The 25,986-nt window shown below is 65.2% G+C and carries 29 protein-coding genes, 1 tRNA gene and 1 pseudogene; 13 read left to right on the top strand and 18 right to left on the bottom strand.

Going from position 1 to position 25,986, the window contains the following annotated elements:
- From tatC to EEJ31_RS10015, 8 genes are all read right to left on the bottom strand, one after another.
- Positions 1 to 795: a twin-arginine translocase subunit TatC gene (tatC, locus tag EEJ31_RS10050; RefSeq protein ID WP_325049342.1), complete on the bottom strand. Its 795-nt coding sequence runs from the start codon at positions 793 to 795 to the stop codon at positions 1 to 3.
- Between the two features lie 5 nt (positions 796 to 800).
- A complete protein-coding gene (gene tatA / locus EEJ31_RS10045; protein WP_123046167.1) occupies positions 801 to 1,025 on the bottom strand; it encodes a twin-arginine translocase TatA/TatE family subunit in 225 nt (74 codons plus the stop codon).
- On the bottom strand, positions 1,018 to 1,368 hold the full coding sequence (locus EEJ31_RS10040) for a hypothetical protein (RefSeq protein WP_123046166.1): 351 nt from the start codon (positions 1,366 to 1,368) through the stop codon (positions 1,018 to 1,020). The genes tatA and EEJ31_RS10040 overlap by 8 nt, the downstream gene beginning before the upstream one ends.
- Positions 1,365 to 2,342 carry a helix-turn-helix transcriptional regulator gene (locus tag EEJ31_RS10035; protein ID WP_123046165.1) on the bottom strand — a complete coding sequence of 326 codons (978 nt, stop codon included), beginning with the start codon at positions 2,340 to 2,342 and terminating at the stop codon, positions 1,365 to 1,367. The genes EEJ31_RS10040 and EEJ31_RS10035 overlap by 4 nt, the downstream gene beginning before the upstream one ends.
- The gene (locus EEJ31_RS10030; RefSeq protein WP_123046164.1) at positions 2,335 to 3,393 is read right to left on the bottom strand and encodes a helix-turn-helix transcriptional regulator; all 1,059 of its coding nucleotides are present in this window, start codon (positions 3,391 to 3,393) and stop codon (positions 2,335 to 2,337) included. Before EEJ31_RS10030 ends, EEJ31_RS10035 begins: the two co-directional genes overlap by 8 nt.
- Before the next feature lie 88 nt (positions 3,394 to 3,481).
- The gene (locus tag EEJ31_RS10025) at positions 3,482 to 4,450 is read right to left on the bottom strand and encodes an FKBP-type peptidyl-prolyl cis-trans isomerase (RefSeq protein ID WP_123046163.1); all 969 of its coding nucleotides are present in this window, start codon (positions 4,448 to 4,450) and stop codon (positions 3,482 to 3,484) included.
- 68 nt (positions 4,451 to 4,518) lie between these two features.
- Positions 4,519 to 5,520 carry a tRNA (adenine-N1)-methyltransferase gene (locus tag EEJ31_RS10020; protein ID WP_123046162.1) on the bottom strand — a complete coding sequence of 334 codons (1,002 nt, stop codon included), beginning with the start codon at positions 5,518 to 5,520 and terminating at the stop codon, positions 4,519 to 4,521.
- On the bottom strand, positions 5,517 to 6,248 hold the full coding sequence (locus EEJ31_RS10015; RefSeq protein WP_267897620.1) for an HAD family hydrolase: 732 nt from the start codon (positions 6,246 to 6,248) through the stop codon (positions 5,517 to 5,519). Before EEJ31_RS10015 ends, EEJ31_RS10020 begins: the two co-directional genes overlap by 4 nt.
- 97 nt (positions 6,249 to 6,345) lie before the next feature.
- Between EEJ31_RS10015 and EEJ31_RS10010 the strand changes: the two genes are divergently transcribed.
- The gene (locus EEJ31_RS10010) at positions 6,346 to 7,275 is read left to right on the top strand and encodes a proteasome assembly chaperone family protein (protein WP_123046160.1); all 930 of its coding nucleotides are present in this window, start codon (positions 6,346 to 6,348) and stop codon (positions 7,273 to 7,275) included.
- Positions 7,276 to 7,303: 28 nt separating this feature from the next.
- On the opposite strand, the gene mshC is transcribed toward EEJ31_RS10010, so the two are convergent.
- Genes mshC through EEJ31_RS09995 form a run of 3 tightly spaced genes read right to left on the bottom strand, consistent with a single transcriptional unit; the run spans position 7,304 to position 10,798 of the window.
- Positions 7,304 to 8,569 carry a cysteine--1-D-myo-inosityl 2-amino-2-deoxy-alpha-D-glucopyranoside ligase gene (gene mshC, locus EEJ31_RS10005; RefSeq protein ID WP_123046159.1) on the bottom strand — a complete coding sequence of 422 codons (1,266 nt, stop codon included), beginning with the start codon at positions 8,567 to 8,569 and terminating at the stop codon, positions 7,304 to 7,306.
- A gap of 13 nt (positions 8,570 to 8,582) precedes the next feature.
- On the bottom strand, positions 8,583 to 9,437 hold the full coding sequence (locus EEJ31_RS10000) for an undecaprenyl-diphosphate phosphatase (protein WP_123046158.1): 855 nt from the start codon (positions 9,435 to 9,437) through the stop codon (positions 8,583 to 8,585).
- 14 nt (positions 9,438 to 9,451) lie between these two features.
- Positions 9,452 to 10,798, bottom strand: coding sequence for a M20/M25/M40 family metallo-hydrolase (locus EEJ31_RS09995; RefSeq protein ID WP_123046157.1), 1,347 nt, complete (start codon positions 10,796 to 10,798; stop codon positions 9,452 to 9,454).
- A gap of 128 nt (positions 10,799 to 10,926) precedes the next feature.
- On the opposite strand from EEJ31_RS09995, the gene EEJ31_RS09990 reads away from it, so the two are divergent.
- Positions 10,927 to 11,011 (top strand) — tRNA-Leu (locus EEJ31_RS09990).
- A 225-nt stretch (positions 11,012 to 11,236) separates the two neighbouring features.
- On the opposite strand, the gene EEJ31_RS09985 is transcribed toward EEJ31_RS09990, so the two are convergent.
- Both EEJ31_RS09985 and EEJ31_RS09980 read right to left on the bottom strand, forming a co-directional pair.
- Positions 11,237 to 13,081: a hypothetical protein gene (locus EEJ31_RS09985; protein WP_148040167.1), complete on the bottom strand. Its 1,845-nt coding sequence runs from the start codon at positions 13,079 to 13,081 to the stop codon at positions 11,237 to 11,239.
- A gap of 68 nt (positions 13,082 to 13,149) precedes the next feature.
- Entirely contained in the window at positions 13,150 to 14,214 is a 1,065-nt protein-coding gene (locus EEJ31_RS09980) for a site-specific integrase (RefSeq protein WP_123046155.1), read from the bottom strand.
- Between the two features lie 253 nt (positions 14,215 to 14,467).
- On the opposite strand from EEJ31_RS09980, the gene EEJ31_RS09975 reads away from it, so the two are divergent.
- A complete protein-coding gene (locus EEJ31_RS09975; protein ID WP_148040165.1) occupies positions 14,468 to 14,848 on the top strand; it encodes a hypothetical protein in 381 nt (126 codons plus the stop codon).
- A 165-nt stretch (positions 14,849 to 15,013) separates the two neighbouring features.
- On the opposite strand, the gene EEJ31_RS14310 is transcribed toward EEJ31_RS09975, so the two are convergent.
- The 4 genes from EEJ31_RS14310 to EEJ31_RS13760 form a co-directional block, all read right to left on the bottom strand.
- On the bottom strand, positions 15,014 to 15,373 hold the full coding sequence (locus EEJ31_RS14310; protein ID WP_407643234.1) for a Helicase associated domain protein: 360 nt from the start codon (positions 15,371 to 15,373) through the stop codon (positions 15,014 to 15,016).
- Positions 15,374 to 15,653: 280 nt separating this feature from the next.
- Positions 15,654 to 16,124: a hypothetical protein gene (locus tag EEJ31_RS13765; protein ID WP_148040164.1), complete on the bottom strand. Its 471-nt coding sequence runs from the start codon at positions 16,122 to 16,124 to the stop codon at positions 15,654 to 15,656.
- 319 nt (positions 16,125 to 16,443) lie between these two features.
- Positions 16,444 to 17,535, bottom strand: coding sequence for a metallophosphoesterase (locus EEJ31_RS09965; RefSeq protein WP_123046152.1), 1,092 nt, complete (start codon positions 17,533 to 17,535; stop codon positions 16,444 to 16,446).
- A complete protein-coding gene (locus EEJ31_RS13760) occupies positions 17,532 to 17,825 on the bottom strand; it encodes a hypothetical protein (protein WP_148040163.1) in 294 nt (97 codons plus the stop codon). Before EEJ31_RS13760 ends, EEJ31_RS09965 begins: the two co-directional genes overlap by 4 nt.
- A gap of 290 nt (positions 17,826 to 18,115) precedes the next feature.
- Between EEJ31_RS13760 and EEJ31_RS09960 the strand changes: the two genes are divergently transcribed.
- The 3 genes and pseudogenes from EEJ31_RS09960 to EEJ31_RS14305 form a co-directional block, all read left to right on the top strand.
- Entirely contained in the window at positions 18,116 to 18,436 is a 321-nt protein-coding gene (locus EEJ31_RS09960) for a hypothetical protein (protein ID WP_123046151.1), read from the top strand.
- A 279-nt stretch (positions 18,437 to 18,715) separates the two neighbouring features.
- Positions 18,716 to 19,021 carry a thioredoxin family protein gene (locus EEJ31_RS09955; protein ID WP_123046150.1) on the top strand — a complete coding sequence of 102 codons (306 nt, stop codon included), beginning with the start codon at positions 18,716 to 18,718 and terminating at the stop codon, positions 19,019 to 19,021.
- Between the two features lie 285 nt (positions 19,022 to 19,306).
- Positions 19,307 to 19,510, top strand: a pseudogene (locus EEJ31_RS14305) (hypothetical protein); the annotation flags it as partial.
- A 203-nt stretch (positions 19,511 to 19,713) separates the two neighbouring features.
- On the opposite strand, the gene EEJ31_RS09945 reads toward EEJ31_RS14305, so the two are convergent.
- Positions 19,714 to 20,628 carry a cation diffusion facilitator family transporter gene (locus EEJ31_RS09945; protein WP_123046149.1) on the bottom strand — a complete coding sequence of 305 codons (915 nt, stop codon included), beginning with the start codon at positions 20,626 to 20,628 and terminating at the stop codon, positions 19,714 to 19,716.
- Between the two features lie 66 nt (positions 20,629 to 20,694).
- On the opposite strand from EEJ31_RS09945, the gene cmtR reads away from it, so the two are divergent.
- From cmtR to EEJ31_RS09910, 7 genes are all read left to right on the top strand, one after another.
- Positions 20,695 to 21,048, top strand: coding sequence for a Cd(II)/Pb(II)-sensing metalloregulatory transcriptional regulator CmtR (gene cmtR / locus EEJ31_RS09940; RefSeq protein WP_123046148.1), 354 nt, complete (start codon positions 20,695 to 20,697; stop codon positions 21,046 to 21,048).
- Positions 21,045 to 21,731 (top strand): cation transporter, encoded by a 687-nt coding sequence (locus EEJ31_RS09935; protein WP_123046195.1) that lies wholly within the window; start codon positions 21,045 to 21,047, stop codon positions 21,729 to 21,731. Before cmtR ends, EEJ31_RS09935 begins: the two co-directional genes overlap by 4 nt.
- A gap of 416 nt (positions 21,732 to 22,147) precedes the next feature.
- The gene (locus EEJ31_RS09930) at positions 22,148 to 22,477 is read left to right on the top strand and encodes a heavy-metal-associated domain-containing protein (RefSeq protein ID WP_123046147.1); all 330 of its coding nucleotides are present in this window, start codon (positions 22,148 to 22,150) and stop codon (positions 22,475 to 22,477) included.
- Positions 22,470 to 23,423 (top strand): F510_1955 family glycosylhydrolase, encoded by a 954-nt coding sequence (locus EEJ31_RS13755; protein WP_148040162.1) that lies wholly within the window; start codon positions 22,470 to 22,472, stop codon positions 23,421 to 23,423. The genes EEJ31_RS09930 and EEJ31_RS13755 overlap by 8 nt, the downstream gene beginning before the upstream one ends.
- A 107-nt stretch (positions 23,424 to 23,530) precedes the next feature.
- Complete coding sequence (locus EEJ31_RS09920) at positions 23,531 to 23,881, top strand: NADH-quinone oxidoreductase subunit A (protein WP_199727325.1); 351 nt, start codon at positions 23,531 to 23,533, stop codon at positions 23,879 to 23,881.
- A gap of 77 nt (positions 23,882 to 23,958) precedes the next feature.
- On the top strand, positions 23,959 to 25,062 hold the full coding sequence (locus EEJ31_RS09915) for a hypothetical protein (protein ID WP_148040161.1): 1,104 nt from the start codon (positions 23,959 to 23,961) through the stop codon (positions 25,060 to 25,062).
- A complete protein-coding gene (locus tag EEJ31_RS09910) occupies positions 25,055 to 25,984 on the top strand; it encodes a complex I subunit 1 family protein (RefSeq protein WP_123046144.1) in 930 nt (309 codons plus the stop codon). Before EEJ31_RS09915 ends, EEJ31_RS09910 begins: the two co-directional genes overlap by 8 nt.
- The last annotated feature ends 2 nt before the right edge of the window (positions 25,985 to 25,986 follow it).

Here is a 25,986-nt window from a genome sequence, read left to right as displayed (position 1 = left end):
TCACAAGGCTAGTTCCTGTTCGAACGCGGCAGTGCGCCGCTCCACCCGACGGTCGTGGACGAACGCGATGCCATAGGCGGCGAAATAGAGCAGGATCATCGGGATGGCGAGCAGGAACATCGACACGACATCGGCGGCGGGGGTGGCGATGGCGGTGAACAGGACGATGAGAAGCACGGCGATGCGCCAGGACGCGATGATGGCTCGGGCGCTGAGGACGCCGGCGAAGTTGAGCAGCACGACGAACACGGGCACCACGAAGGCAATGCCGATGGCTACGACGAGCTTGAGCACGAAGTCGAAGTAGTCGGTCGCGACGATGTACGCGGCGTCTTCCTTCGGGGCGAAGCTGGTCATCAACTCCACGACGTGCGGCAGCACGTACCAGCCGGCCGCGCATCCGGCGAGGAACAGCGGAACGGCCGTGAAGAAGAAGCCGAAGGTGTAGGCCTTCTCCTTGCGGGTCAGGCCCGGCATCAGGAATGCGAAGACCTGGTACAACCAGACGGGGCTCGACACGATCAGCCCCACGTACATGGCGATCTTCAGCTTCAGGTCGAACGCGGAGGTGATGTTCGGGTAGTTGATCTGGGCGTTGCGGTGCTGTGCGTTGATGATTGCGTAGATGGGCTCACGCAGCTGGTCCCACACGAAGTCCGAGAGCAGCCAACCGACGATGGCGCCGAGCGCGATTCCCGCCGCCGCCCGGAACAGGCGCTTCCGCAACTCCAACAGGTGCTGCCCGAGCGACATTCTCCCGTCGCGGTTGGTGCGCCGCGGGGTGGGCACGGCCACCGTTGCTACGGCTTCGGGGAGGAGTCGCCGTCGGTCTTGGCGGCATCCGTTGTCACGACGGTCTCCGGGTCGGTGGTGCGCGCGGAGTCGTCGTTCTTGATCTCGTTCTTGAAGATCTTCGCCGACTGGCCCAGGCTGCGCGCGAGGACCGGAAGCTTGGTGGCGCCGAACAAGAGCAGGACGACGACGAGGATGATCAGGAAATGCCATCCGGTCAGGTTGCTAAGCATGAGGGAACGTCCTCTGGTTCAGTGGAGCTTGTCGAATCAGTTTACCTCGTGCTACGCGCGCATCCTGTTTTTCCTGACGGCGACGCATCCGGAGGGCACGCCGGCGTTCGATGTCGCGGGCGAGCGCCGCGCGGTCGGCCCAGATCGCCGGGCGGAACCGCTCCCGCCCCAGGTCGTCCAGCCGCGTGTCGAGTGCGGCCAGCTGGTCACCGAGTTCCCCGAGGGCGTGCAGGGTTGCCATGAGCTTCTTGAAGAGCACCACGGCGAACCAGGCGAGCATGCCGAACAGGAGCAGCACGAGAACCGTCCAGATGATGACCCACGACCACCAGGGCACGGTCACACCCCGCCCTGGTAACGGCGGATGCCTGCGGTCGCCCAGTCGTGGACGACGCGTCGTGCCTCCGCCGGCTGGGCGACGGTCACGAGTCCGCCGAGGCTCGTGATGAGGCGCTTGAGGCCGTGGACATGGGCGACGCGCACGCTGACGCGCATGCGCCCGGCTGCGTCGGGTGTTCCTGCGCGTTCGGGCATGTAGTCGGCGATCAGCGGCAGCGCCGACTCGGGCAGGTCGAGTTCGACCCACTGATCGTGCTCGGACGCCTGGAAGAACGAGCTGGGCACCACGACGTCCTCGTCGTGGTCGGCGGCGGGCGTCGAGGTCGCGGTCAGGTCGCTCATGCGGTCGAGGCGGAACGTGCGTACGGCCTGCCGCAAGTGGCACCAGCCGCGCAGGTACCAGTTCTGGTCGACGGACTCGATGCGCAGCGGGTCGACGTGACGCAGCACATGCCCGCCCTGTGCGTCGAGGTAGTTGAACTCGACCTGCACGCCGGCGCGCACCGCGGCCTGGATGGTGCCGATCGCGTCATGGGAGTCGGTGGGGGCCACGGCGAGTTGGCTCGGCGCAGCGGATGCCCCGCGCGTGAGCTTGGCCATGAGCGACGCGATCGCACCGCGATCGGCGTTCTCCGGAAGTGAGCTGAGATATTGCAGCCCCGCGATCAGCGCCGCGGCCTCCCGCGCCGAGAACCGCGGGGAATCGTCGATCGCGACGAGGTTGGTGAGCACGACCCGGTCGTTGGCGACGAACTCGTCCCAGTTGATGTCGAACAGGTCACCGTGCAGGTACTGCTGGGTCTCCCCCGGGATGCCCGACATGGCGATCAGGTTGACCGCCTCCCGCACCCGGTCGGCCGGGACGTCGAAGTGCGCGGCGACATCGGCGACGCTGATCCCGTCGTGCTCCATGAGGAACGGGACCAGGGACAGGAGAAAGGCGAGCCGGTCGGTGGCCCGCGTCGGCTGCTCAGCCATGGGTGTCCTCCCCGTCCGGGGCGGCGTGCGCCTCGGCTACCCGTCGGAGCCGTTCCATGACGGCCTCCTGCAGCCGGGGCGGGTCCAGCACGAGGACTTCCGGGCCGAAGCCGGCCAGTTCATCGGCGAGGATGTCGATGTCGGTGAAGTGCAGGATGAGGGCCTGGTCGGTGCCCGCGGGCTCTTCCGCTCGCCCAGCTGGTCCGGCCTCTCCGGCGGTCCGCTTCCGAAGCAACAGCTCCGCTTCGCTTTCCGGCACCACACGCACGCGCGCGGTGTTTGCTTCCCAGAGCCGGTCGAGGGCCTCGAGTGCGTGGTGCGCCTGGCCGTCCGGCTCGGGTGTGAACGTCTTCCCCGGCACGGGGGTGACCGGCCCCACGATCCTCGAGAGCAGGAACGTGCGCCGTTGGCCGGACTCCTGGTCGGCGGCATGCAGATGCCAGCGGCCCTCGTGCAGAACGACGGCGAGGGGCGCCACCGTGCGCCGCCGGGGAGCGGGCTCGCCGGGCTTGAGGTACGGGAACGTGACGACCTGGCTGCGATCCATGGCCTTGCTGAGCGGCTCGAACGCCGCGTCCCGTGCCCGCAGGTGCGGCGCGTAGCCCAGCACCGGATCCGTGGAGTCCACGCCGAGGGAATTCAGCTTGGTGAGCGCGCGTTGCGAATCGGACGACAGCGAGCCCTCACGCCAGACAGCTGCCGCGAGCTTCAGCAGCATGAGTTCGTCGGACGTGAACGACACGTCAGACGGCAGGTCGTACAGACCCTTGGGTATGCGGTAGCGCAGGTTGTGGTTGCTACCCGACTCGTCCAGCGGTTCGATCGTCTCGAGCGGGATGCCCAGTTCGCGGATGTCGTCCTTGTCGCGCTCGAATTGGCGCTCCAGGCTCGCGTTGTCGCCGCCGCGCTGGTAACGCTGACGGTACCCCTGCACCGTTTCCAGGATCTCCGCCTTGGTCAGGCCGCTCTCCGTGGCGATGAGGGCGAGCACCAGGCTGAACAGGCGTTCCTCGACGCTGATGCGCTGAGGAGGCTGGGAGGTGGGCGGCACAGAGCGAGTCTATCCAGCGCCGCGGGAAAAACACGGATGCCACCTCCCGGTCGCAAGAGGCGGCATCCGTTGGTGCGGAATTACCCGATCAGCCGATGCCGAGGATGTCGACGACGAAGATCAGCGTCGAGCCCGCCGGGATCGTTCCCTGCGCCTTGTCGCCGTAGCCCTGGTCGGGCGGTATGACAGCGATGATCTGCGAGCCGACCTTCTTGCCGATCAGCGCATCCGCGAAGCCCGGGATGACGCCACCCTGGGTCTTGGAGCCGTCAGCGGCCACGAACTCTGCAGGCGCGTTGCGCTTCCAGCTCGAGTCGAAGACCTCCTTGGTCTCCCAGACGACACCGGTGTAGTGCACGGTGACGGTGTCGCCTTCCTTGACGGTGGCGCCGTCGCCCTTCTTGAGGACGCCGACCTCCAGCTTCTTCGGCGGCTCGGACGACGGAACCGTGATGCCAGGCTCCCCGTTCTTGGCGAGGACGACAGCGGGCAGGTCGGCGGCCACGGACTGCGGCTCGCCGTTCGCGCGCGGCAGGTAGGTCTTGACGATGTCGACGACGAACACCATGCTGTCGTCTTTGCCGACACCGATCTGGGCGTTGCCGCCCTGCGGGCCGAACGCGTCGTCGGGCGCGACGACGACCGCGACCCGCGAGCCCTCCTTCGCGCAGATCAGGCCCTTCACGAGCCCGGCGATGGTGCTGTCGTTCAGCACGAAGCTCGCCGCGTCGGAGCCGTCGTACTTGCTCTGCTGGATCGGCTTGCCCGTGGTGCCGTTGTAGGCGCTGAGCTCCACCTTGACCTTCTGGCCCTTGGTCACGCCGGGGCCGGTGCCCTCGTCGATGACCTTCCGCTGCGTGGTGTCGGTCTTCACCGGGGTCGGGAAGGTGACCTTCGGTGCGCTGCCCTCATCGCCCTTGACGCTCACGAGCTTGGACGCGGCACCGTCCTTGGCTTTCGGCTCGCAGTCGCCATTGGTCGAACTGGGGCTGCTGCAACCGGTGAGGACTGCTATCAACAGTCCAGCGGTCGCGATCAGCGCGGATGCTTTGCGCACGGGTCCTCGTTTCGGTACTTCATTTCAGGGAATGGGGCCAGGCGCCCGGGCGACGGCCGGAGCCTATCCTAACCGTCGGCGTCATCCCTCGCCTTGGAAAGAGCTGCACCTTCACTGGCAGCCCGCACCCGCTTGCGGAGGCTCTTCGGGCTCACCGTGCGCTCCCCGAGGGCGCCGGGCGTCCACGCCTCGACGTCCTCGTCGGAGAAGTCGCTCTTGGAGGGGCGGCGTTTGAGCTCGGGCAGCACCGTCCCCGGGGCGAGGCGGCGGGCGGTGATGAGGAAGCCGGTGTGCCCGATCATGCGGTGGTCGGGCCGCACGGCGAGGCCCTCCACATGCCAGCCCCGCACCATCGTTTCGCTGGCGTCGGGATTCGTGTACAGGCCGGAACCACGGATCGCCTCCGCGACGCGGGAGAGCTGGGTGACCGTGGCGACATAGCAGAGCAGCACCCCGCCGGGCTTCAGTGCGTCGGACACGGCAGGCAGGCACTCCCACGGCGCGAGCATGTCGAGCACCACCCGGTCTACGCTGGCGTCCGCCATTGTCTCGGGCAGCGCGTGGGCGAGGTCGCCGAGCGTGATCGACCAGTTCTGCGGGTCCCCACCGAAGAAGGTGGCCACATTGCCGCGGGCGACGTCGGCGAACTCCTCCCGACGCTCGAACGAGGCGAGGCGGCCGGTGGGGCCGATGGCGCGGAGCAGCCAGAGCGATAGGGCGCCGGAACCGACGCCGGCCTCGACCACGGTCGCGCCCGGGTGGATGTCGGCCAGTGCAACGATCTGCGCCGCGTCCTTCGGGTAGATGATCGCCGCGCCCCGGGGCATCGCCATGACGAAGTCGTTCAGCAGCGGGCGGAGCGCCAGGTGTTCCACGCCCGCGTTGTTCGTGACGACGGAACCGTCGGGCAGGCCGATGATGTCGTCGTGCGCGAGGATGCCGCGGTGGGTGTGGAAGACCTTGCCCGGCTCGAGGGCGATGGTGTTGAGCTTTCCCTTGGGGCCGGTCAGCTGGACGCGGTCGCCCGCCCGGAACGGGCCGCTGCGCGGGGAGGTGTCAGACGTGCTCATGCGGGGCCGGGCCTTTCGGAAGCGTCGAAGCGTGCGGTGTAGAGGTCCTGCAGGTCGCCGACGGTGCGGTGCTCCAGCGTGGACCACCGTGTGTACATGGTGCTCTCGGGCAGCTCGATCTGGTGCGGCACGGCGATGCTGATGGTGCCGGCGGCCAGGGCCGCGGCGAGTCCCGGCGGGGAGTCCTCGATCGCGACGCAGTGGTCGGGAGCGACACCGAGCAGCCGGGCGGCCGTGAGGTAGGCCTCAGGGTGCGGCTTGGGTTCACTCACGGCGTCGCCAGAGACAATGTGGGCGAACGCCGGGAAGTCGATGCACTCGGCGATCTGGCGCGCCATCCGCTCGACGGACATGGTCACCAGGGCCGTCGGGATGCCGGCATCGACCACCTCGCGCAACAGTTCACGTGCGCCGGGTCGCCACGGAACGCCCTGCTCCCGCAGTTGTTCCTGCACGCGGTCGGTGAGGCGCTGCACGATGACGTCCGCGTCCAGGGCCACGCCGTGCCGCTGCAGGATCAGTGCGGAGTCCCAGAGGCCCGCGCCCACGAGGAGCATGGCGTCATCGTGCGTCCACACACCCCCGAACGAGCTGACGAGCTCGCCCTCGGCGCGCATCCAGTACGGCTCGGTGTCGACGAGCGTGCCGTCCATGTCCCACAGCACGGCCGCGGGGCCGCCGTCTGGGGTGTGCACCGGCTCGGGAGAGAGGGAAGGATGGGGAGGCAGCGGGGTCACGGGGTTCAAGTCTAGGGGGCAGCGCCTATCCTTGACTGAGGCGAGCCGACCGGCGACCCGGTGAGACGCAAGTGTGAGGTCCCCTGTAGTGACAGACGGCAACGGATTCCTGGGCGGACGCCTCCTGGTGGTGGCATTCGAGGGCTGGAACGACGCCGGCGAGGCGGCCACGGGCGCCGTGCGCAGCTTGAAACAGCTGCTCGAGCTCTCGGAGATGACCCGCGTGGACTCGGAGCTGTACTTCGACTACCAGTTCAACCGCCCGGTGATCTCCACCGGTGAGGACGGCCGCCGGAAGATCGAATGGCCCGGCGCCGCACTGTACGGCCCGGTGGAGCCCGCCCTGCCTGGCACGGCCCCCGCCCCCGCCGACGACCTGGCCGTGGGCGGAGCCGACGCCGGAAACATCTACCTCCTGCTCGGAACCGAACCCTCCCGCAGCTGGAAGGCCTTCGCCGCTGAGGTCATCGACGGGGCTCTCACCGCCGACATCAGCGGAATCGTCTTCCTCGGCGCCATGCTCGCGGATGTGCCCCACACGCGGCCGATCTCCATCTTCACCTCCAGCGACAACGCGGAACTGCGAGCCGAGCTGGGTGTGGAGCGCAGCAGCTACGAAGGCCCCGTCGGCATCCTGAGCGTGCTGGCCCTCGCGGCCGAGGACGCCGGCATCCCGACCATGTCGATCTGGGCCTCGGTGCCCCACTACGTGCACAACGCCCCGTCGCCCAAGGCCATGCTCGCCCTCATCGACAAGCTCGAGGAGATCGTCGACGTCGTGATCCCACGGGGCGACCTGGTGGCGGAGGCGGCCGAATGGGAGAGCGGGATCAACGCCCTCGCCGCCGACGACGAGGAGATGGCCGCCTACATCGAACAGCTGGAACAGGCCCGCGACACGGTCGACTCGCCCGAGGCCAGCGGCGAGGCCATCGCCCAGGAATTCGAGCGCTACCTGCGCAAGCGAGACGGCCGAGACGGCCGAGACGGTCGCCCGGGACCCGACCGCCCTCGCTGAGCCGATCACGCCGGTACGGAGAAACCGCTCAGAGGCGGATGCCGAGGAGTGCGTCGATCGCGTCGCGTAGCAGGGCCGGGTCGGTGACGCCCGCGTTCGCCGCGGCATCCGTCACCGCCAACGCCTGTGGTGTGTCGAGGTCGTCGGTGAGGGCCGCGCGCAGCGCGTCGAGCACGTCGATGCTGTCCCGGCTGCCCACCGTGGCAGTGCCTCCGAACGCGGCTTCCCAGCGCTGCAGCCGGTCCTCAGCGTCGGTGAGTTGCGCGTCCGTCCACTCCCAGTCCGCTCGGTAGTGCTGGGCCAGCAGCGCAAGGCGAATCGCCCGCGGGTCGGTGCCGTCGGCCCGCAGCCGGGAGACCAACACGAGATTGCCGAGGGACTTGCTCATCTTGTGGCCCTCGTAGGCCACCATGCCGGCGTGGCTGAAGACCTGCGCCAGCGGACGCCCCGACAACGCGGCAGCGTGGCCGGCACTCATGTCGTGGTGCGGGAAGATCAGGTCGCTGCCGCCGCCCTGCACCGTGAAATCTGTGCCGAGCTCTTGGAGTGCGATGACCGAGCATTCGATGTGCCAGCCGGGACGGCCCGCTCCCACCCGCGACTCCCACGCCGGTTCGCCGGCCCGTGCCGCGCGCCAGAGCAGCGGATCGAGCGCGTCACGCTTTCCCGGTCGCTCCGGGTCTCCCCCGCGCTCGGCGAACAGGGCCAGCATCGTCTCGCGGTCGAGGTTGCTCTCGTCGCCGACCTGCCAGGGAGAGGTCGCCGCGGCGGCGGCGATATCGAAGTAGATGTCCGAACCCGGCTTCCCGTCGGGTGCGGGAAGGGCGTCCGGCGCGTCGACGGCGTACGCGGTGCCGGCATCCCAGAGCGCGCAGACGGCGGCCGCGATCTCGTCGATCACCTCGGTCACGGCGACGTAGTGGTACGGGGGGATGATTGCGAGGGCTTCCATGTCCGCGCGGAACAGCTCGACCTGCTCTTCCGCCAGGGTGCGCCAGTCGACGCCCGTCGCCGCCGCGCGCTCGAGAAGCGGGTCATCGACATCCGTCACGTTCTGCGCGTAGTGCACGGCGAGCCCGGCGTCACGCCAGACCCGCTGCAGGGTGTCGAATGCCAGGTAGGTGGCGGCGTGGCCAAGGTGGGTGGCGTCGTATGGGGTGATGCCGCAGACGTACAGGCGCGCGGCGTGGGTCTCCCCCGCCTCCACCTGCCGCTCCGACGCAGTGTCGTGGATGCGGGGCGCTGCCGAGCGGCCAGGGAGGGTGGGGATATCCGGTCGCTGCCATGCACGCATGGAACCAGCCTAGCTACGCGGAGATGACATCCGTCGCCAGCAGGACGATGAGCACGACGCCGAGCACGATGCGGTAGATGACGAATGGAAGGAAGCTGCGCTTCGAGATGTAGCTCATGAAGAACGCGATCACCACGAGCCCCACGAGGAAAGCGACGATGGTGGCGACGAGGGTCTCGACCGGCCCGAACGTCTCGGGCAGGCAGTTGCCCGCACCGGCCTGGCACGGCTCGGCGACGGACTTGTACACCTGATAGAAGCCGCTGCCGAGGACGGCGGGGATCGCCAGGAGGAACGCGTAGCGCGCGGCGGCCCGGCGCTCGTACCCCATGAAGAGGCCGGCCGTGATCGTGCCGCCCGAGCGCGAGACTCCCGGAATGAGTGCGAGCGCCTGCGCGAAACCGTAGATGATTCCGTGGCCGACCGTGAGGTCCTTCAGGCGGCGGTTGCGGGCGCCGACCCGGTCGGCGATGCCGAGGAGGATGCCGAACGCGATGAGCATGACCGCCGTGATCCACAGGGACCGCAGCGTCGTCTCGATCTGGTCCTGGAACACGAGGCCCAGCACGACGATGGGGATCGAGCCGACGATGATCAGCCAGCCCATGCGGGCATCGGGGTCGTCCCTGGGCACGGATCCCGTGAGCGAGCGGGCCCACCTCGCGATGATGCGGATGATATCGGTCCAGAAATAGAGGACAACCGCGAGCTCTGTGCCGATCTGGGTGATGGCGGTGAACCGGGCGCCCGGGTCGGCTCCCGTGCCCAGGAACTCCCCGACGATGCGGATGTGCGCGCTCGAGGAAACAGGCAGAAACTCGGTGAGGCCCTGGACGAGGCCGAGGATGATCGCGTTGATGAAGTCCACTCGGTATGTCCTCGCTAGTAATTCAGGAGCAGGTCGGTCAGCACACGCCGGCCGAAGACCAGGGCATCCAGGGGGACGCGCTCGTCTACCCCGTGGAACATCCCCGGGAAGTCGAAGTCGGCGGGAAGCTTCAGCGGGGCGAACCCGTAGCCCTTGATGCCCAGCAGGCTCAAGGCCTTGTTGTCGGTGCCGGCGGACAGCAGGTAGGGAAGAACCGGTGCTCCCGGGTCATGCCGGCCCAAGGTCTCCACGATAGCGTCCACGAGCGGACCCTGGAATTCGGTCTCCATGCCGATGTCGCGGTGCATCGTGTGGATCTCGATGTCCGGCCCCACCAGTTCGGCGATTTCGGCGAGCACCGCGTCTTCCTCGCCGGGCAGCGAACGGATGTCGATGAGTGCCTCCGCGGTGTCGGGGATCACATTGTGCTTGTAGCCGGCCTGCAGGAGCGTCGGATTCGTAGTGGTTCGCAGGCTCGCCTGGATGAACCCGGACGCGGTTCCCGTGGCGAGGGCGAGCTCGTCGGGGGCGGTGGTCTGCGGGTCGACGCCGAGGATGCGGGCGACCTCACCGAGCAGCTGTGTGGTGGTGTCGGTGAGGCGGATCGGCCAGTCGCGCCGGCCGATCGCGGCGACCGCTTCGGCCAGCCTGGTGATCGCGTTGTTGCGGATCAGCCGCGAACCGTGGGCGGCGTCGCCGCGGGCGATCAGTTTGATCCAGATGAGCGCCTTCTCGCCCGACTGCAGCAGGTAGGCCCGCTGGCCGCCGAGGTCCACCGAGTATCCGCCCACCTCGCTGATGGCGTCGGTGGCGCCGGCGAAGAGCTCCGGGCGGTTCTTCACCAGGTGATGCGAGCCGAGCACTCCCCCGGCCTCTTCGTCGGCGAAGAAGGCGATGACGAGGTCCCTGGCCGGCTGCCGGCCGGAGCCGAGGATGTCGGTGAGCGCGGCCAGGATCATGGCGTCCATGTTCTTCATGTCGACGGCGCCGCGGCCCCACAGCATGCCGTCTTTGATCACGCCGCCGAAGGGGTCCACGCTCCAGTTCGCGGGGTCCGCCGGCACGACGTCGAGGTGCCCGTGCACGACGAGGGCGCCCTTCGAGGAGTCCCGGCCGGCCACGCGGGCGACGACGCTGGTGCGGCCGGGCTCCGAGTCGAACAGCTCTGGCTCGAGACCGAGGCCGCGGAGCTTCTCCGCGACGTACTCCGCGGCATCCGTTTCGCCGTTCGACCGGCCCTCGCCGTAGTTGGTGGTGTCGAAGCGGATGAGGTCACGAGCGATGACGGCGGTGAGGTCGAGCTCCTCATCGGTGCGGGTGCGGGGCACGGCGGCGTCGGGTGAATCAGCGAGGGGAGGCATCCCCACACGCTACCGAACCGGGGCCCGCCACGGCGCCAGCCGGGGCTCCCCGGCGCGTTCCAAGCGCTGTGCAATCCGTGCTAGGTTATTACCTCGGTGGCCGACGTGAGTCGGGCGCCGATCACTCAGTCCGGGTGGCGGAAATGGCAGACGCGCTAGCTTGAGGTGCTAGTGCCCGTATAGGGCGTGGGGGTTCAAGTCCCCCCTCGGACACAGTGGGTAGTTCGGAGAATTCCGGGCTTTCGTTCGGAAAATAGGTCGCAACAGTTGGCACTTCGGCTGGGCGGCCTTTTTCAATGCCCCGACCCCGTTTGTGCGAGGTGCGGCTGGACTGCGAGACGCGGCGTTAAACCAAAAATGGCGTGCCTGAATGATTTCAGGCACGCCGATGTCGTCGGTGTTGCGGATACGCGGGGGTGTTTCGGCTACTGAGGCTGTTTAGCCTGGCGGCTGCGAACCGTCCTCCAGTCGGACGGCTGGTCCGTCGCTTTGCCAGAACGTGCTCGGAATATCGCGGTTCTTCGGGGTCACGCGGTCGAGCGCGAGTTTGCGCTTATAGAAGCTCAGGATCTGGCGCAGGTTCTCGACCACGGTGGCCAGAGCGATTACGAGGTAGGTGAAGGTGTTGCCGCGCACGGCGCGTTTGTCGGGGTTGGCGATGTCTTCGTACTGGCTACGTTTGAGGTTGCGGTTGACTGATTCGACGCCGTTGCGCATGCCGTAGGCGGCGCTCCATTGCTCATCCCCGTAGGGGAAGTATTGTTCGTGCTTCAGGCCGCCAGGGTTCTTGTCCTTTTCGGGCACGCCCACCGGCAGCTTCATCATGACGGTCTTCTGCTGATACCGGTGCGGGGTCTTCAGGTGACCGTTCTCCGTGGATGGTTCGGGGATCAAGTACCTGCGGGTTCCGTCGGCGCTCATGTGCCCCTTGCTCTTGAGCTGATAGTGGGCGCGGCGCTTGAGTTGCTTCTTGTAGAGGTCTTCGGCCTGAGCGAGGGCACGGGCGCCTGGACCGTACTGTTTCCGGGCGTCTTTCAGGGCTTGTTCTGCCTTTTGCAGGGCGTCAGAGTCGATGTGGCGTTTCGCCGGTCGCGTCTTCTTTTCGTACTCCGCTTCGGCCTTCGCGAGCTTGCCGGCACTTTCCCCGTGCTTCTTTCTCGCGGTGAGGACGGTGGCGTCAGCCGTTCGCAGTACTTCGGGGAGGCTGTCCAGGTACCAGCTTCCGGACACCTGCACGAAGCCGTCCGGATGGTGGGCTTTGACTCCCAGGTCCTTGTCTTTGTAGTCGAAGACGAGTTTTGCGCCGAGAAGCCGGGCCGGAACGTGGAACTCGGAGTAGATGGCTGCCGGGTATGCCCGGTCCATGATGAAGAGGTTGATTTTGTGGCCTCGATCATGGAGGGATGTCAGCAGTTGCAGGCCTTCTCCGGCGATCGCGCCGGGGATGTGGAAACCGAGGCCTGTGGTCAGCAGGGGGAACTGGTCGATTTCGGAAGGATGGTTCGGCGTCATTCGTGCGATCTCGGTCTCGATCCCCCAACTGAGTTTCCTGGTCGAGGTGCCCTTCACCTTTCCGTCCGGTCGTGCCTTATTGAGGAAGCGCGCATCGGCATGAGATACCGCCCCGTGGTCGCCTTCTCGCCGGTACCATCCTCCGTCGGGGTTCGCGGTGCGGCGGTCGCCGTCAAGCACTCGTGAGGATGGGTTCCCTGACTTTCCGTATAGCGGCACGAACGTGGCGTCGATGGCGGTGTTGCCGTGGAATCGGTCGCGGAGCTCCGACGGGAGCAGCAGCCAGGTTGCGTGGACAAGAGCGTTGGCAAGCGTGTGCATCCGCTTCCTACGGACGCGGCATAGCACCGGGTCGCGGTCGGCGACCGTCTCGCGGTACTCCGCCTCGGTGAGAACTTTGTCGCGGCGGCCTGGGAACTCGTCGACGAGACGTATCAGGCGCTGCACGGCATCCCAGATGCGTTCATAGGCCCGTTCATCGTTGCCGTCGTGGGTGAGATGCAAGATCTTACGTTGTGTGGAGCTCAGCTGCAGCAGGGTTTGCGCCAGTTCGGTGATGAGGGTGGGTCGGCCGAGCCGGATCTGAAGCAGAATCAGGCTGAGAGCTGCGGTGGCATCGAGAATTGGTCTACGGCCCGCCGGGGACTTGACGTCTTCGGCGCGCCATTCGGTGAGCATTCTCCGCACGCCTGACGCTTTCAGGACACGGTCCACTTCTACGACGGCGAGCCCGAGCGGTTCACGGCGTGAGTGCGTCAGGTAGTCGCCCATGCGACTTCCGAAGGACTTGATCATCCATTCTTCGGCCTGTTTGTGCTGACTCTCGTGAGTCGGGCGGCTCACTTGGTGCCCCGCAACTGAGCGGTGCGGGCGTCCTCGGACGGCCGCGGAACAAAGGCCGCGAGCCGGGAGATGGATTCCAGCGACTGCAGGCCGGCGGCTTCCATGAGCGTCAGCACGTCAACGCGGTTTGCCATGTGGGTAACGAGCCAGGTATTGCGCATTCGGCGCACCCGGACTGTAGGTGTGCCGGGTGGAGTCAGGGAGCGGGCCACCCACGCGCTGACCACCTCATTGCCGGTGCGCGTGCGGTTCGGCAAGAACACGAACGCCCCCGCGGGTACCTTCTTGATTGCCTTGGCGAGTGCCTTCTCGTAGCGAGCGGTGACCGGGACAATCCGGGGCTTGTCCTCACCTGGCAGCTCGATGCTGACGACCCGATCCGGGCCCTCCGTCACTGATTCGCGGCGAAGGGTGGCAATCTCACCCGAGCTGAGACCGGCGCCGGTCCCAAGCGCGATCAAAACTGTGGCGGCCTGTCGCATGTAAGGGGTCGCTTGCCCTGCAGCCCAATGATCCAACGCGGTGCGCTCGTCATCGTCGTATGGCGTGTCCAGGCTTCGCTCATTCAGCGGCATCGGATTGCGCGGGTTCGCTTCGGGGTTCACTGCTTCCGCGACTCGGAACAGCCAGGCACGATGATTTCGCCGAGTTCCCTCCGCCAACTCGGGCAGAGACTCGCGAACGTAGTGCTCGATGAGTTCTCGGTCGAAGATAATGGACGCGTCGAGGTCCGCACCGACCACGAACACCGCCCAGTATACGAAGTGCATGCAGGGCCCGAGCAGCGCTTCCACGGAGTAACTGTTTTGTGGGAGAGCCAGGGTGATGGCGTCCTCGACGAACGGGCGAATCACGTTCACCTGCTCAGCTGGCAGGTCAGGAACGTATTCGGTCATCTTCTTCGCGCTCGAGGCGGGCATCGACGAACGCGCCGCGATCATCGCGGCGCGCGCTTCGTCACCTGCCGGCTCGCTGCGCAACGTCATCCGGGCGGCCGCCACCCCTTCGTCATCCGTCCCCTCCTTGAAGCGCAGCAGCCTGGCAGAGCTGTCGTAACTCACCGCCGGGCAGGCGTGTATCCGCCGTCGCGTTTCCGCATGTTGTGACGGGCCGGCCGGACGGATCGATGTTGCAGGGGCGCTGGCGTCGACGGGTGCTGACCGATTGTTGGGGGTAGTCATGCCAATGTTCGTGTGCGGCACATTCCCGCCATGGAAGACAAGAAGCGGTGCATCTTGAAGCTGAATGGCCGAAATGCGGTTCTAATTGGTCGATAAACGCCTGTCTCCGGTGCATACTCGGTACACTTCTTTCATGCCAAGACCACCGAAGCCGGGCGGCGCTGTCTTCGTGCCACGCTCCTACGCGTCCAACCGCAAGAAGTTCGGTAATTCCAGCACCCGCCTCGGCGCGGAGGTCAGTTCGCCCCAGCAGGCCGCTGCGGAGCTCCAACACGCGATCGCGAACAAAGTCCGTGAGTATGTCCTGGATCACCACTCTGACCTCAAGGCATACTGCGACAAGGAGCATCTGCCGGCTGGTCTCAGCTATGAGCGCCTGCAGCGCATCATGCGGGGCGAAACGATGATGACCTTCACCGATCTCATGTACTGGGGCCGCCGGATACCCGCGTTGGGGTCGTTTGTCGGAGAAGCAGTCACTGAGATCTCTTCCGAAGCTGTCGTAGAAAACTGAATCGCCGCTTTTGAAATACACCGGCCATCGCGACGTCGCCGGTCGCGTTGCGGCTACATGAGGCGGGCGGGATACTCCGATGGAAGACTGCACATTCTTGACCGTAGGCAAAACCCTTCCGATGTCTTCCCGGTTCGGAAGACATAATTCGATCGGCGGGCGCGCCTAAACAATGCGAAACGGCAGACGCCTCAAGGCGTCAACCCTCACCTGATGGAGCTCGCCGCGCCCGTGGAGATGACGTTGCTTGTGCACCCAAGCAGCGAGCCTCCGCTCCTCCGCGTTTGACGATCGGTACCGAGGCACACGCCCTTCCCGCTCAAGAAATGCCGTCAACGTCGCCAAGTGCCGGCTCCAGTTTTCGTTGCTCGGATCCCACAGAAACCCAGTTATTTGCTCGAGCAGCTCACGCTGCCAGTCCGGCAAGATCCCGCGTACGGCTCGACGACGCTGATAACGTACCCATCCCGCCAAACGAGCCTCTCCTGAAACCTGCGAGGTCTGATTCTTCGACTCCCGAGGCATAGCTCCTCGCAGCTCTACATGTCGCTCCAAATTGGCGAACTCGTCGAGCCAGTGCTCATCGAGCTTGCCAAGGTGCCGCCCGCTGCACGCGTCGTCTCGCGCCACGACGTCCGTCCTTTCGGGCGGAGGTCGAGCCGCCCAAAAGACTCATGCGCGGCGACGCGAACGGAAGGCTCTCTGCAACGGGGACGTGAGTGATTGACGATGTGACTCAGCGGCCCTCCTGAAGGCGCTGGATCACGACGCTCGCCCAGCGGCTCGCTCTGCCCAAGTGCGCGTGTTAAGTAGTCACGCCTCGCGCTTGTGCTTCTTCTCTTAGCGCACTCATGAGGACGGTCTGCTCCAGCCACTCCGCTGGATCGGACGAGCTTCGTCGCAACGGGAACGCTTGCGAGTACGCGGCGTAATGCGCCTCAGCGCGATCGGTGAGATAGATGATGATGTTGCGCAAGTGATGATCGCTCAATGATCCCGGAAGGCAGATACGGTGCGGGATCCGCAGCACGTCGACCCACCACGCACCTTGGTCGAAGACACGCAAATCCAAAACTCCCAGCGGGAGAGCTTCGAAAGCCTCGAATGGCGGCAGCTGTCCTCGCCTACGGAATTCATGACCGAGATCCACCGCCCGATGAAATGCCTCGATCAAAAGTTCCGCTGAGACTCTTCGGGCCTCCGCGTGGTCGAGGAGGTTTTCGCCGTCAACGCCGAAGGTGACACCGAGGGCGCGCACCTCATCCCAACTGCTCACATCGGTTCCCGCTCAGTGCGCCCTGATCCACCGGCGTGATCATTCATGCGCTCGATGCACCGGATGACGCTCGTCGACGCCCAGTAAAAGGCGTCCTCATCTTCCTTCAGCACACCCGCTTCCATCGTCCAATACCCGTTCGCCCCCACGCGACACCGCACGATCCTTCGGATGGGCCGCGTAGTGTCGTTGACCGAGGACCGGGACGTTGGACCCGGAAAACGCGTGACAGTCCACTCGTCGAGGTCAAAGACATAGGAGCTACCCTGCGTGCATACCCGCCATCGGCCGCCTTCATTGCCGCTGAGCGCATCCACGCTCATCCTTCATCTCTCACTCGTTCGATCCGTTCAATCACAGTGCTGTGGACCCAGTAGTAGTCAAAGAAGTCATCGTCGGACTCCACCGTCCAGAATCCTCGGTCACCGACACGACACGTCCCTATCGACCTCAGCCGTCGCCAACCGCTCTCTCGGAGAACGGCTCCGTCGCCGGGCCGCCGCTCGGTGGTTTGAGCGCTCAGATCGAACACGTGCACACTCTCTCGCGTATGCACCTGCCACACCCCATCCGCGTGACCGGTGAGTTCGGTGACCGTATCGTCGTCCCGAGCGAAAAGCACCAGATCGAGTGTTCCCACATCGAGGACGCCCTGGCTCAGGGTCTCTGGTCCGTTGCCGTCCAAGATCACCACCCGAGTTCGGAATTGGTCACCGCCGTCGCCGAATGCCACCAATTCGTCGATGTGCCGGTGATAGTGCCCACCCATGTACAGCCGTGGGCGCACCTGCAGGAAGCCTTGGTGGAACTTCTGGCGTCCGGAGGCTACGTAAGCGACCATATCCGGCGGCCAATCGGAAGCTCTCTCGACCAGCGAGGCGTCCAGGCTAGGAACGTTGAGTGGGGCATCGTGGCCGACCAGAACGTCCACATGTTCGTCACCGAGCGCTCTCAGGTCCTCGTCCGTGATCGACTCCCGCGGCCAGGTGACCCCTTCTTGACGGAGGAACCTGTCAATTGAATTCGCTCCGCCCAGCACAGCCAGAGTCTTGCCCGAGGCAAGCGCCGTCCTGTAACCCCCCGGCAGATGAACAATGTTGGGCCGAAGTCGGCGCAATCCGTCGGCCGACACCGGGAAGTTGCCCAAAAGCAGTCCGTAGTCCTCGTGGTTCCCGTCGAGCCAGTAGAGCACCTGTCCCCGGCTGGCGAGCCGTCGGCTGAGCTTGTCCAAGTCGTTGTCCCAGTTCCGGCCCCGCCACAGGAAACCGAAGTCACCGAGAACCAACAACACGGGCAAACCCCGCTTCCACATCGTGTTGGAAACGGAAAGGACATGTTCCCTGTCGCCATGAGTGTCACCGAGGACGCCGATACGCCAAGCGCCCGACAGGCTGCGGATGTCCTCGGTCATGGCTTGGACTGCTCCCCCGGCGAAGCCACACGCTCAATGGACACCACCGGGGTTGAACAACGTAGCGTAGACGGAACCCCGAGCACGTGGAGGTCAATGTGCAGCCGCATCGGTCGACCCACGGTGCAATCGAGAATGTCGAGCAGGGTGATCAACTCGTCGTCACGCCTTAGCAATGATCCCTCTGGATTCTCTGCACGCGGCTCTCGGCGGACTACCATCCGATCCAAATCGATCAGGTAACGCGAAGCTGCCGTGACAACGCGGTAGGCGCCGTGCGTGCTGTCCATGAGCGAATCCATCAAAGCGCTACTCCTTGCAGTCGGCCGTCTCGTGACCGTATCCGCTGGCTCAAACCTCTCGTTCCCGGCATGGACGACATTTCGCAGCTGAACCCCTCCTTGGCGTCGCGGACTGCCTGACGACGTTCCTCCACGTCGGCGCTCGCTGTTATGTCTTCCAAGGCGGGAACGGACGCACCCGAGGGGCTGTTAGGAAGGATCACATGATCTGCCGGCTCTCCAGTCACAGCACCGGGCCAGCTTCAAGATCGATTGCGACGACTCAGGAGCGAACACACATGGAACCGGACGACATGCAATGGCGGGAGTACCGCACCGAAGCTGAGGCGCAAGCCCTGAAGCCGAGAGCGCAAGAGATCGTCGACGAGGTTATTCGACGCCTGCCTCCCGGCACTATCGAGGTGGCAGCGGGCACACTCTTCGTCGGACGCTACGTTCCCGAGGAGGTCGGTTGCTTCGCCGCTACCCTCATAGGAATCCCGCGACAGCTCGCGCCGGTGGAGTTCGAACTCAACCGCCCATTTGACGAATCCGTCGAGAGCATACTCACCCGGTTGTTGCGGTGGCGACAACGCATGGAAGCGGGCGAGACCGTGTAGGGCTGACCTCTGGTCGGAGCCTCTGGAGCGCTGGACTCGCCACCGCCGGACTGCTCGGTGGCGTGATCGCTGCACCGTACTAATCAGTCTCAACGCTGCAGCCTGGGTGACGAGTTGCTTTGGCCCGGCGATCACAACATATGCTACGACCACTCGCCAGGATCCTCATTTCAAGACTTGTCACAGAGGGAGCAAGACGAAACTGGCGCTAATGGGTACTGAAAAACTGATCGCGGATGGCTCCCTGCACCCGCCGGGGAACCGGGTGAGAATGAGAGCGTGAATATCGAGATCCTGCACATTGCGGAATGCCCAAACTGGGAAGAAGCCGGCCGGAGAGTTCATGGTGCGCTTGCTGCGACCGGCCGCCCGACGACGTCGATCGAGTATCGGTTGCTGCAGTCGAGCGAAGAGGCCGCCGAGTTTCCCTTCGCCGGATCCCCGACGATCCTTATCGATGGCGTTGATGCTTTTCCCGGCAGCCGGACGTCGGATCTGGCGTGCCGGATCTATAGGACGCCGACAGGTTTCGCCGGAATGCCAACCGTCGACCAACTGGTCGAGGTTTTGAACGAACGAAGCTGACGTCACACAGCGCCGGCGCCGAGCAGCAGACCCAGCAAATAGGTCATGCCGACCGCCCCGTATCCGATCATGAGCCGGCGCACGGCGTTTGACGGGCGAAGCATCTGAGAGCAGACCGACGGCCGCTCCAATACCCAGGAGCGCTAGCTCCACCATGCCAGCCGCGACGATCACGACGGCCAGCCCTTACATCCCGAGCAAGTCCGGCTGGACGCCAATGATGGCACCGGATGCGAAGAAGCAGAAGCTTGATACTTTCGCACCGAAACCGGTCCCCACGGCTTCATGCTCATCGGTTTCCGCTCTGAGCAGTACGAGCTCCTGCATCGGCGACAGAGCTGTCGGCGACGGAATCCTGGAGGAGCGTCCCTGCGTGATTTGCTGCGCCTGGCACCGGATGTGGGTCGGCTTTTGAAACGGTTGGCGGCTGACCGCGACGTATCGATCTGGGTTCGGATTTGGCTCGTCGTGCTCCTGGTGTATCTGCTCTCCCCCCTCGACCTGATACCCGATTTCATACAAATTCCTCGGGTACGCCAACGACGCGCTCGTAGTCGCAATCGCCCTGCAATTCGCGACTCGACGTGCGGCGAGCCCAGCAATCCTGAAACATTGGCCCGGCACCCCGGAAGGTTTAGCAGCCGTGCTTCGTCTGGCCGGCCTGCGCCCGTGACCCTACGGCCGGCATCAGGTCAGGCGTGCGGCTGGTGCTCGTGCTCACCGTGGGCTGCACGCTCAAGCTGGAATGTGGAGTGCTCGATCGAGACAGCAAAGTGTTCCGCCACACATTTCTGCAGATCATCAACCATCGCCGGCGCGTGCCCATCGAAGAAGCATTCATCGTCAACGATGACGTGAGCGGTGAGAACGGGAAGGCCCGTCGAAATCTGAGTCGCGTGCAGATCATGCACGGCCTGAACGTGTGGGAGATCGAGAATGTGGCTGCGTACCGAGTCAAGATCCAACCCCTTCGGCGTCGACTCCAACAGGACGTCGAGAGTCTCTCGGAGAAGTTTGAACGTTCGGGGCAGGATCAGCACGCCGATGAGCATCGCCACCACGGCATCAGCACGTGTCCAACCAGTCGTCGCAATAATGATGGCCGCGACGATGACAGCGACCGAGCCGAGAGCGTCATTGACGACTTCGAGGAACGCGGCGCGCAGATTGAAGCATGAATTGCGCCCGCTGACGAGAACGATGATCGAGGCGACATTCCCGGCCAGTCCGATGATTCCGAAAACGACCAATTGACCAGAGGCGATTTCGGGCGGGTTGATCAAGCGTTGGATGCCCTCAACAAACACGAAGATGCCCACCGCTAGAAGGATCGCCGCCTGCACCGTGGCCGCGAGCACTTCTGCGCGGGCGAACCCCCATGTACGGCGAGCCGTTGTAGGGCGGGCAACCAACGTTGCTGCCACCAGAGCTAGCAGAAGCCCGCCCGCGTCGACGAGCATGTGCGCGGCATCGATAAGCAGCGCCAAGCTGCCGGTGACAATCGCGCCAATGACTTCGGCGACCAGGATCGTCGCAGTGATCCCAAAGGCCACCGCGAGCCGTCCGCGGTGAGAAGGAGCAACATGGGAGTGATCGTGTCCAGTCATACGTTCCTTCGTGTGGATGTCGTCGGCGACTCAGCCAATAGTCATCCTAAGCTGTATAGTCACTATATGCTGACTATTGCTTCACGTCTCGATGTCATGAACCGGCTCGGACGGGCGATGGCCGATCCAACCCGTTCGCGGATATTGATGAGCCTGCTTGACGAGCCCGGCTATCCGGCCCGATTGGCACGCGACCTGGACCTCACCCGGTCGAATGTGTCCAATCACCTCAGCTGCCTGCGCGGGTGCGGAATTGTTGTAGCGGTCCCGGAGGGGCGCCAGACCCGGTACGAGATCGCCGACCCGCACCTGACCAGGGCACTCACCTCACTGGTCGACGTAGTACTCGCTGTTGACGACGGCGAGAGATGCTCCGACAGTAACTGCGACGTTCCCCTGTGCTGCGGGACCGGCTCATGACTGCGACCACGACCGGACCTGTCCGCGTACTGGGGCCGCTCCGCAAGCAGGTACTGAAACGACGCATTCGCTTGATCGTCGCTATCACGATCACCTACAACGTCGTCGAGGCGATCATCGCACTGGCGGCCGGCACGGTCGCCTCCTCAGCCGCGCTCATCGGCTTCGGCCTGGACTCGATCGTGGAAGTTCTCTCCGCGGCAGCGATCGCCTGGCAATTCTCAGCGCCGGACCCTGAAAAACGTGAAAAGGTCGCGCTACGCATAATCGCATTCTCGTTCTTCGGCCTGGCCGCCTACGTGATTGTCGATGCCGGCCTGTCACTGTTCGGCCTCCGCGAGGCAGAACACAGCGCCGTCGGGATCGCCCTCGCCGCGGTAAGTCTGGCCGTGATGCCATTCCTGAGCTGGTTCGAACGCCGGACCGGTCGCGAGCTCGGGTCGGCATCTGCGATTGCGGACTCCAAGCAAACCCTCATCTGCAGCTACCTCTCGGCAGCACTTCTCGTCGGCCTGCTTCTGAACACGCTTCTGGGATGGGTGTGGGCTGACTCGATCGCCGCCCTGGTCATCGCAGGCTTCGCGATCAAGGAAGGACTCGAAGCCTGGAAGGGCGACACCTGCGCTGTGCCCGTTGCCGCCTTGACAGGAGAACGCGCCGTCGAACCGTGTGAGTGCTGCTGACTACCCTGCTCTCGAGCAACCTTCATCCGCGGTCCTCAACTCAATGTGGGGTTTGATCAAGGCACGATCGCCTTCGCAAAACCGATCTCTGAAACAGGAGGAGGAGAAACGTGCACGCTAGTCTCCCGCGAATCACCGTTGCTCTCCGGCCGCGAAACTTCCCTTTGCCCGCGAATCGCGGCGGAGGCCTCCTCAACCTCGAAGCGCCACATCAAGAGTGGCTGTGGCTCTCGTACTCGGTGTGACCGGTGCACTGAGCTGGAATATCCGGTGTTCACCCACGAGGTGGGTGGCCAAGACCGAATGCGCCTGACCATGGGCACCGCTGCTAACTCAACCTATACCCGCTGGGGGTATACTCTTTTCGTAATGTTCCCGTGCAATAGAACTCGCGGATATGGAAGTGGGAGAACACGATGGAAGACCTGAACGATCTCGGACTGACTGACGTTAACGATGGTTGCAGTTGCTGCGGCCACGCCAGCGAAGTGAGCACCCCCGATGCCACCCGTTCTACAGCTCCGGTCCACACGGACTACCTGGTCTCCGGCATGACCTGCTCCCACTGTGTTGCGAGCGTCACAGAAGAGGTCTCTGCGCTCGAGGGCGTCGAGAGCGTCTCCGTCGATCTCGTCGCCAGCGGCGCATCCTGCGTCAGGATCAACAGCGCCGAAGCCCTTGACGTGTCGTTGGTTCGTACTGCAATCGAAGAGGCCGGCTACGAGCTGGCAGGTCCGAATGGATGAAAAGCGCTTCAACTCTTTCGCTCCCGGCGGCACGCTAATAGTGCGCCGCTGGACGGCAGTGCTGACGGCAGTCGCGGTCGCGGCTGGTCTCAGCGGATGCGCAGCGACAGCCGTCGATTCGCCGGCCGCCTCCATTCCTGCGGGGCGCAGCGCCTTCGGCCACGTTCACGGGATCGGGATCGATCCAACCTCCGGGGGTGCGTTCGCTGCTACCCACGCCGGCGTGTTCAGACTTCCACCCCTGGATGCCGAAGCCGTGCCCGCAAGCGAGGTTGAGGGACCTATTGCTGGCCGAGCGCAGGACACCATGGGTTTCACGATGGCGAGTGGTCTCATGTTCGGTTCGGGACACCCCGACCCCACTGAAGAACCAGTGCTGAACCCTCCGAATCTCGGTCTAATCACGAGCAGTGACGAGGCGGCCACGTGGACATCCGTTTCGTTGCGAGGCCAAACCGACTTCCACGATCTCGCCGTGGCAGCCGACGGCCCAGAATTTCGCATCTACGGGTACGACGAGATGGCTGGAGTCGTCCGAGTCAGTGCGGACAGCGGCAAGACCTGGACCACCGGCGCCCAGATTGTCGCCCGGGATCTGAGTGTCGACCCGTCCAAGCCCGACACGGTCTACGCCACAACGGCTCGAGGTCTGGCGGTGAGCACCGACGGTGCCCGCACCTTTGCCCTGGTACCAAATGCCCCGGCGCTGTACCTGGTTGACTCACTGAATGACAAGAGCGGCGGTCTCATCGGTGTTGACGTCGACGGGACCATCTGGGTGAACCAGGACGGTACTACCTGGACGTCCACCGGCACGATCAACGGCGTGACCGAAGCGCTCACCTACGCCTCAGCTCCATCCGCGCGGCTCGTGGTTGCCACCGAGGAGGGAATTCTGGCCAGCACGGACCAGGGTGCGACGTGGCGGGATGTCGTCGTCAACTGACGATAAGCGCACTGGCGCCCCTGTCGTCTGAATGAACCCGGGCTAGCGTGGACAGCGGCTCGACAGATGCTGCAGCGCACCTGTGAAACCATCGTGAAGGGGTCGACGTGTCCGGCTACGTGAGCATTGCCCTGATTCTCGTGATCGCGCTGCTTGCGGTCGGAGGGTTGTATCTCGTGGCGCAGTACACCGCCGTTGCGTCGGATCCGATTGAGCAGCTCCCCTTTCTCTCCGGGTGGGAACCCCAGGAGCACGCGTTGTCGCGCTATCACGCCCGGTGGTACCCGTTGACCCTGCTCTTTCTCGCCTTCGATGTCGAGATGCTGTTCATGTATCCCTGGGCCGTCATCGTCGCGCGAGACGGGATGGGCGCAGTCGTCGAGATGTTCGTCTTCCTCGGCGTGCTGATGGTCGGCGTGATCTGGGCATGGCGGGAGGGCGCACTTCAATGGGTCTGAGAGACAGCATCGCCCAGGGCGCGCTGCGCCGCGTACACGTGCTCTTGGTGGAAACCCCTGGGTGGGCGGAAGTTCGGATGGCAGTGGAGGGAGAGCTGCGGCTTCGGGGCTGGAAGGCGGCGACGTCACCCGCCGACGCCGACATCCTGGTCGTCTGCGGTGCGCCAGGTCACGAACTGGCCAGCGTCTGCGCGCGGGTCTGGTCCCAGATGCCGGGGCCACGCTCTCGTGTGACGGTCGACGTTACGCGCGACGTGTCGACGGCCTTGGATAGCGCCGCCGACGAACTTGGCGATGATGACGCGCAACGGAGGGACGCACGGGCCAGGCCGACGAGCATGCCACAAGGGCTGGACGAGCACTCAAGCGTGGACCACGCGGGCATGGACCACCCGGGTATGCCCGGCATGGACCATTCCGGCATGGACCACTCCGATATGCCCGGCATGGACCACTCGGGCATGGCGACGCACGACCACACGACGATGTCGGGGCCGTCGGGGATCCCGCTCGCGAGTGGGGCTCCCGACAGGGACGGCCTCGAGATGGACGTTCTCCACGTCCCCCTCGGACCCGTGCTCCCGCACTGGCACGCGGGCCTCGTGGTCGACTGCGTTCTGCACGGCGACGTGATCGGCCAGGCGGAAGCAAAGGTCCTCCCGGCGGCCGGCGTCCCGGTCGGCTTACCCCCCGACGGTTCGGCAGGAGGCGAGCAGCGGCGGGTGGTCGTGCGGAACTGCGACCAAGCCGCGCGGGTGCTCGCTCTCGCCGGGTGGCCGTCTGCTGCCACTCGCGCCCAGCGGATCCGCGACGCTGCACTGGTGGGAGCCGCATTGGCCGACTTGGGTGCTCAGCTCGAGTCGCTGGTGCGCACGGTCGGCCGTTCCCGACTTCTCCGCTGGACGCTCAGGGGAATCCCTGCAGCCATCGGTGCCGTGGGAAGCGGTGAGCCCGTGACGGTGCGTGAACGGATGCTGGATCTGCTTCGCGAAGCCGCTCAATCTGCCGGGGGCGCATCCGAGCGGCATGCGGCGAGCGATGTTGCCTCGCAGCAGGAGCTGCTGCGGGCCCTTCCCGCGCTCATTGAGGGCACGGATGTCGCGACGGCTCGCTTGATCATCGCCGCCGCCAGCCTAGACACCGCATCGCTCGCCATAAGCGGAGCCATGCGGCATGAGTAGTCTGTTGAACCCCGCCTGGGCCCTCCTGGCCGCCGTCGTGCTCGGCGTCCTGGCGCTCGTCGGAGCCGGCGTGCATGGCATGGTGATCGCACGGTCTGAAGGGCGATCAGCGCGCTCGGGCGCGCTGTCTCCGGTGTTCGAGCTGGCGCGACTCCTCCGTCAGCGCCGTCGGCGCACGGTTGCGGCCGATGTGCTGTTGTGGCGGGTCGGGTGCGGCGGTCTGGTGGTGGTCGCGCTGCTCAAGACGGCGGTGATCCCGTTCGGGTCCTGGATCCTGGCCGACATCCCGGTGGGCATCGTCTGGTTCAACGCGATGGATGTTCTCCTTTGGGCGGTGCTGTGGCTGCTGGGGTGGGGTGCGAACAGTGCTTACGGACTCATCGGTGGATATCGGTTCCTCTCCCAGGCCGTTTCGTACGAACTCCCCCTGATGTTCGCGCTGGTCACCCCGGCGGTGGCCGCACACAGTCTCCAGGTGAGCGAAGTCGTCGCGGCGCAGAACGGCCTCTGGTTCGTCGTATGGATGCCGGTGGCCTTCCTCATCTTCTGCGCCAGCGTCATCGCCTTCTCCAGCTGGAGCCCCTTCGGGACGGCCGCCGGCAGCGACATTGCCGGCGGCATCCTCAGCGAAATCTCGGGGGTGGATCGGTTGCTCGTTCTCGCCGGGCGCTACGCCCTGCTGACCACCGGCGCAGCCTTCGCGGTCGCCATGTTCCTCGGTGGCGGTGCGGGCCCGCTGCTGCCCGATTGGCTGTGGACGCTCCTGAAGACCCTGCTGCTGCTCTTCGTCTTCGTCGCGCTCCGGCATCGCCTGCCTGCCATTCGGCCAGACCGGCTGGCCGAGGTGGCGTGGATCATCGTGCTGCCGCTTGCGCTGCTTCAAACCCTGTTCGTCGCCATTGTCGTGGTCGTGGGACGGTGAAC

This window comes from Cryobacterium tepidiphilum (assembly GCF_003716325.1).
GTDB lineage: Bacteria > Actinomycetota > Actinomycetes > Actinomycetales > Microbacteriaceae > Cryobacterium > Cryobacterium tepidiphilum.
Note: the sequence above shows the minus strand (reverse complement) of the source record. Positions and strands in the feature narration are given on the sequence as shown.

What these genes read in the sequence shown, in the direction of transcription:
- tatA (WP_123046167.1), bottom strand. Translation starts at nt 1,025, where the DNA reads ATGCTTAGCAACCTGACCGGATGGCATTTCCTGATCATCCTCGTCGTC.
- EEJ31_RS10035 (WP_123046165.1), bottom strand. Translation starts at nt 2,342, where the DNA reads ATGGCTGAGCAGCCGACGCGGGCCACCGACCGGCTCGCCTTTCTCCTG.
- EEJ31_RS10020 (WP_123046162.1), bottom strand. Translation starts at nt 5,520, where the DNA reads ATGAGCACGTCTGACACCTCCCCGCGCAGCGGCCCGTTCCGGGCGGGC.
- mshC (WP_123046159.1), bottom strand. Translation starts at nt 8,569, where the DNA reads ATGCGTGCATGGCAGCGACCGGATATCCCCACCCTCCCTGGCCGCTCG.
- EEJ31_RS09995 (WP_123046157.1), bottom strand. Translation starts at nt 10,798, where the DNA reads ATGCCTCCCCTCGCTGATTCACCCGACGCCGCCGTGCCCCGCACCCGC.
- EEJ31_RS09985 (WP_148040167.1), bottom strand. Translation starts at nt 13,081, where the DNA reads ATGGGCGACTACCTGACGCACTCACGCCGTGAACCGCTCGGGCTCGCC.
- EEJ31_RS09975 (WP_148040165.1), top strand. Translation starts at nt 14,468, where the DNA reads ATGCCAAGACCACCGAAGCCGGGCGGCGCTGTCTTCGTGCCACGCTCC.
- EEJ31_RS14310 (WP_407643234.1), bottom strand. Translation starts at nt 15,373, where the DNA reads ATGCCTCGGGAGTCGAAGAATCAGACCTCGCAGGTTTCAGGAGAGGCT.
- EEJ31_RS09965 (WP_123046152.1), bottom strand. Translation starts at nt 17,535, where the DNA reads ATGACCGAGGACATCCGCAGCCTGTCGGGCGCTTGGCGTATCGGCGTC.
- EEJ31_RS13760 (WP_148040163.1), bottom strand. Translation starts at nt 17,825, where the DNA reads ATGGACAGCACGCACGGCGCCTACCGCGTTGTCACGGCAGCTTCGCGT.
- EEJ31_RS09960 (WP_123046151.1), top strand. Translation starts at nt 18,116, where the DNA reads ATGGAACCGGACGACATGCAATGGCGGGAGTACCGCACCGAAGCTGAG.
- EEJ31_RS09945 (WP_123046149.1), bottom strand. Translation starts at nt 20,628, where the DNA reads ATGACTGGACACGATCACTCCCATGTTGCTCCTTCTCACCGCGGACGG.
- cmtR (WP_123046148.1), top strand. Translation starts at nt 20,695, where the DNA reads ATGCTGACTATTGCTTCACGTCTCGATGTCATGAACCGGCTCGGACGG.
- EEJ31_RS09935 (WP_123046195.1), top strand. Translation starts at nt 21,045, where the DNA reads ATGACTGCGACCACGACCGGACCTGTCCGCGTACTGGGGCCGCTCCGC.
- EEJ31_RS09930 (WP_123046147.1), top strand. Translation starts at nt 22,148, where the DNA reads ATGGAAGACCTGAACGATCTCGGACTGACTGACGTTAACGATGGTTGC.
- EEJ31_RS13755 (WP_148040162.1), top strand. Translation starts at nt 22,470, where the DNA reads ATGGATGAAAAGCGCTTCAACTCTTTCGCTCCCGGCGGCACGCTAATA.
- EEJ31_RS09915 (WP_148040161.1), top strand. Translation starts at nt 23,959, where the DNA reads ATGGCAGTGGAGGGAGAGCTGCGGCTTCGGGGCTGGAAGGCGGCGACG.
- EEJ31_RS09910 (WP_123046144.1), top strand. Translation starts at nt 25,055, where the DNA reads ATGAGTAGTCTGTTGAACCCCGCCTGGGCCCTCCTGGCCGCCGTCGTG.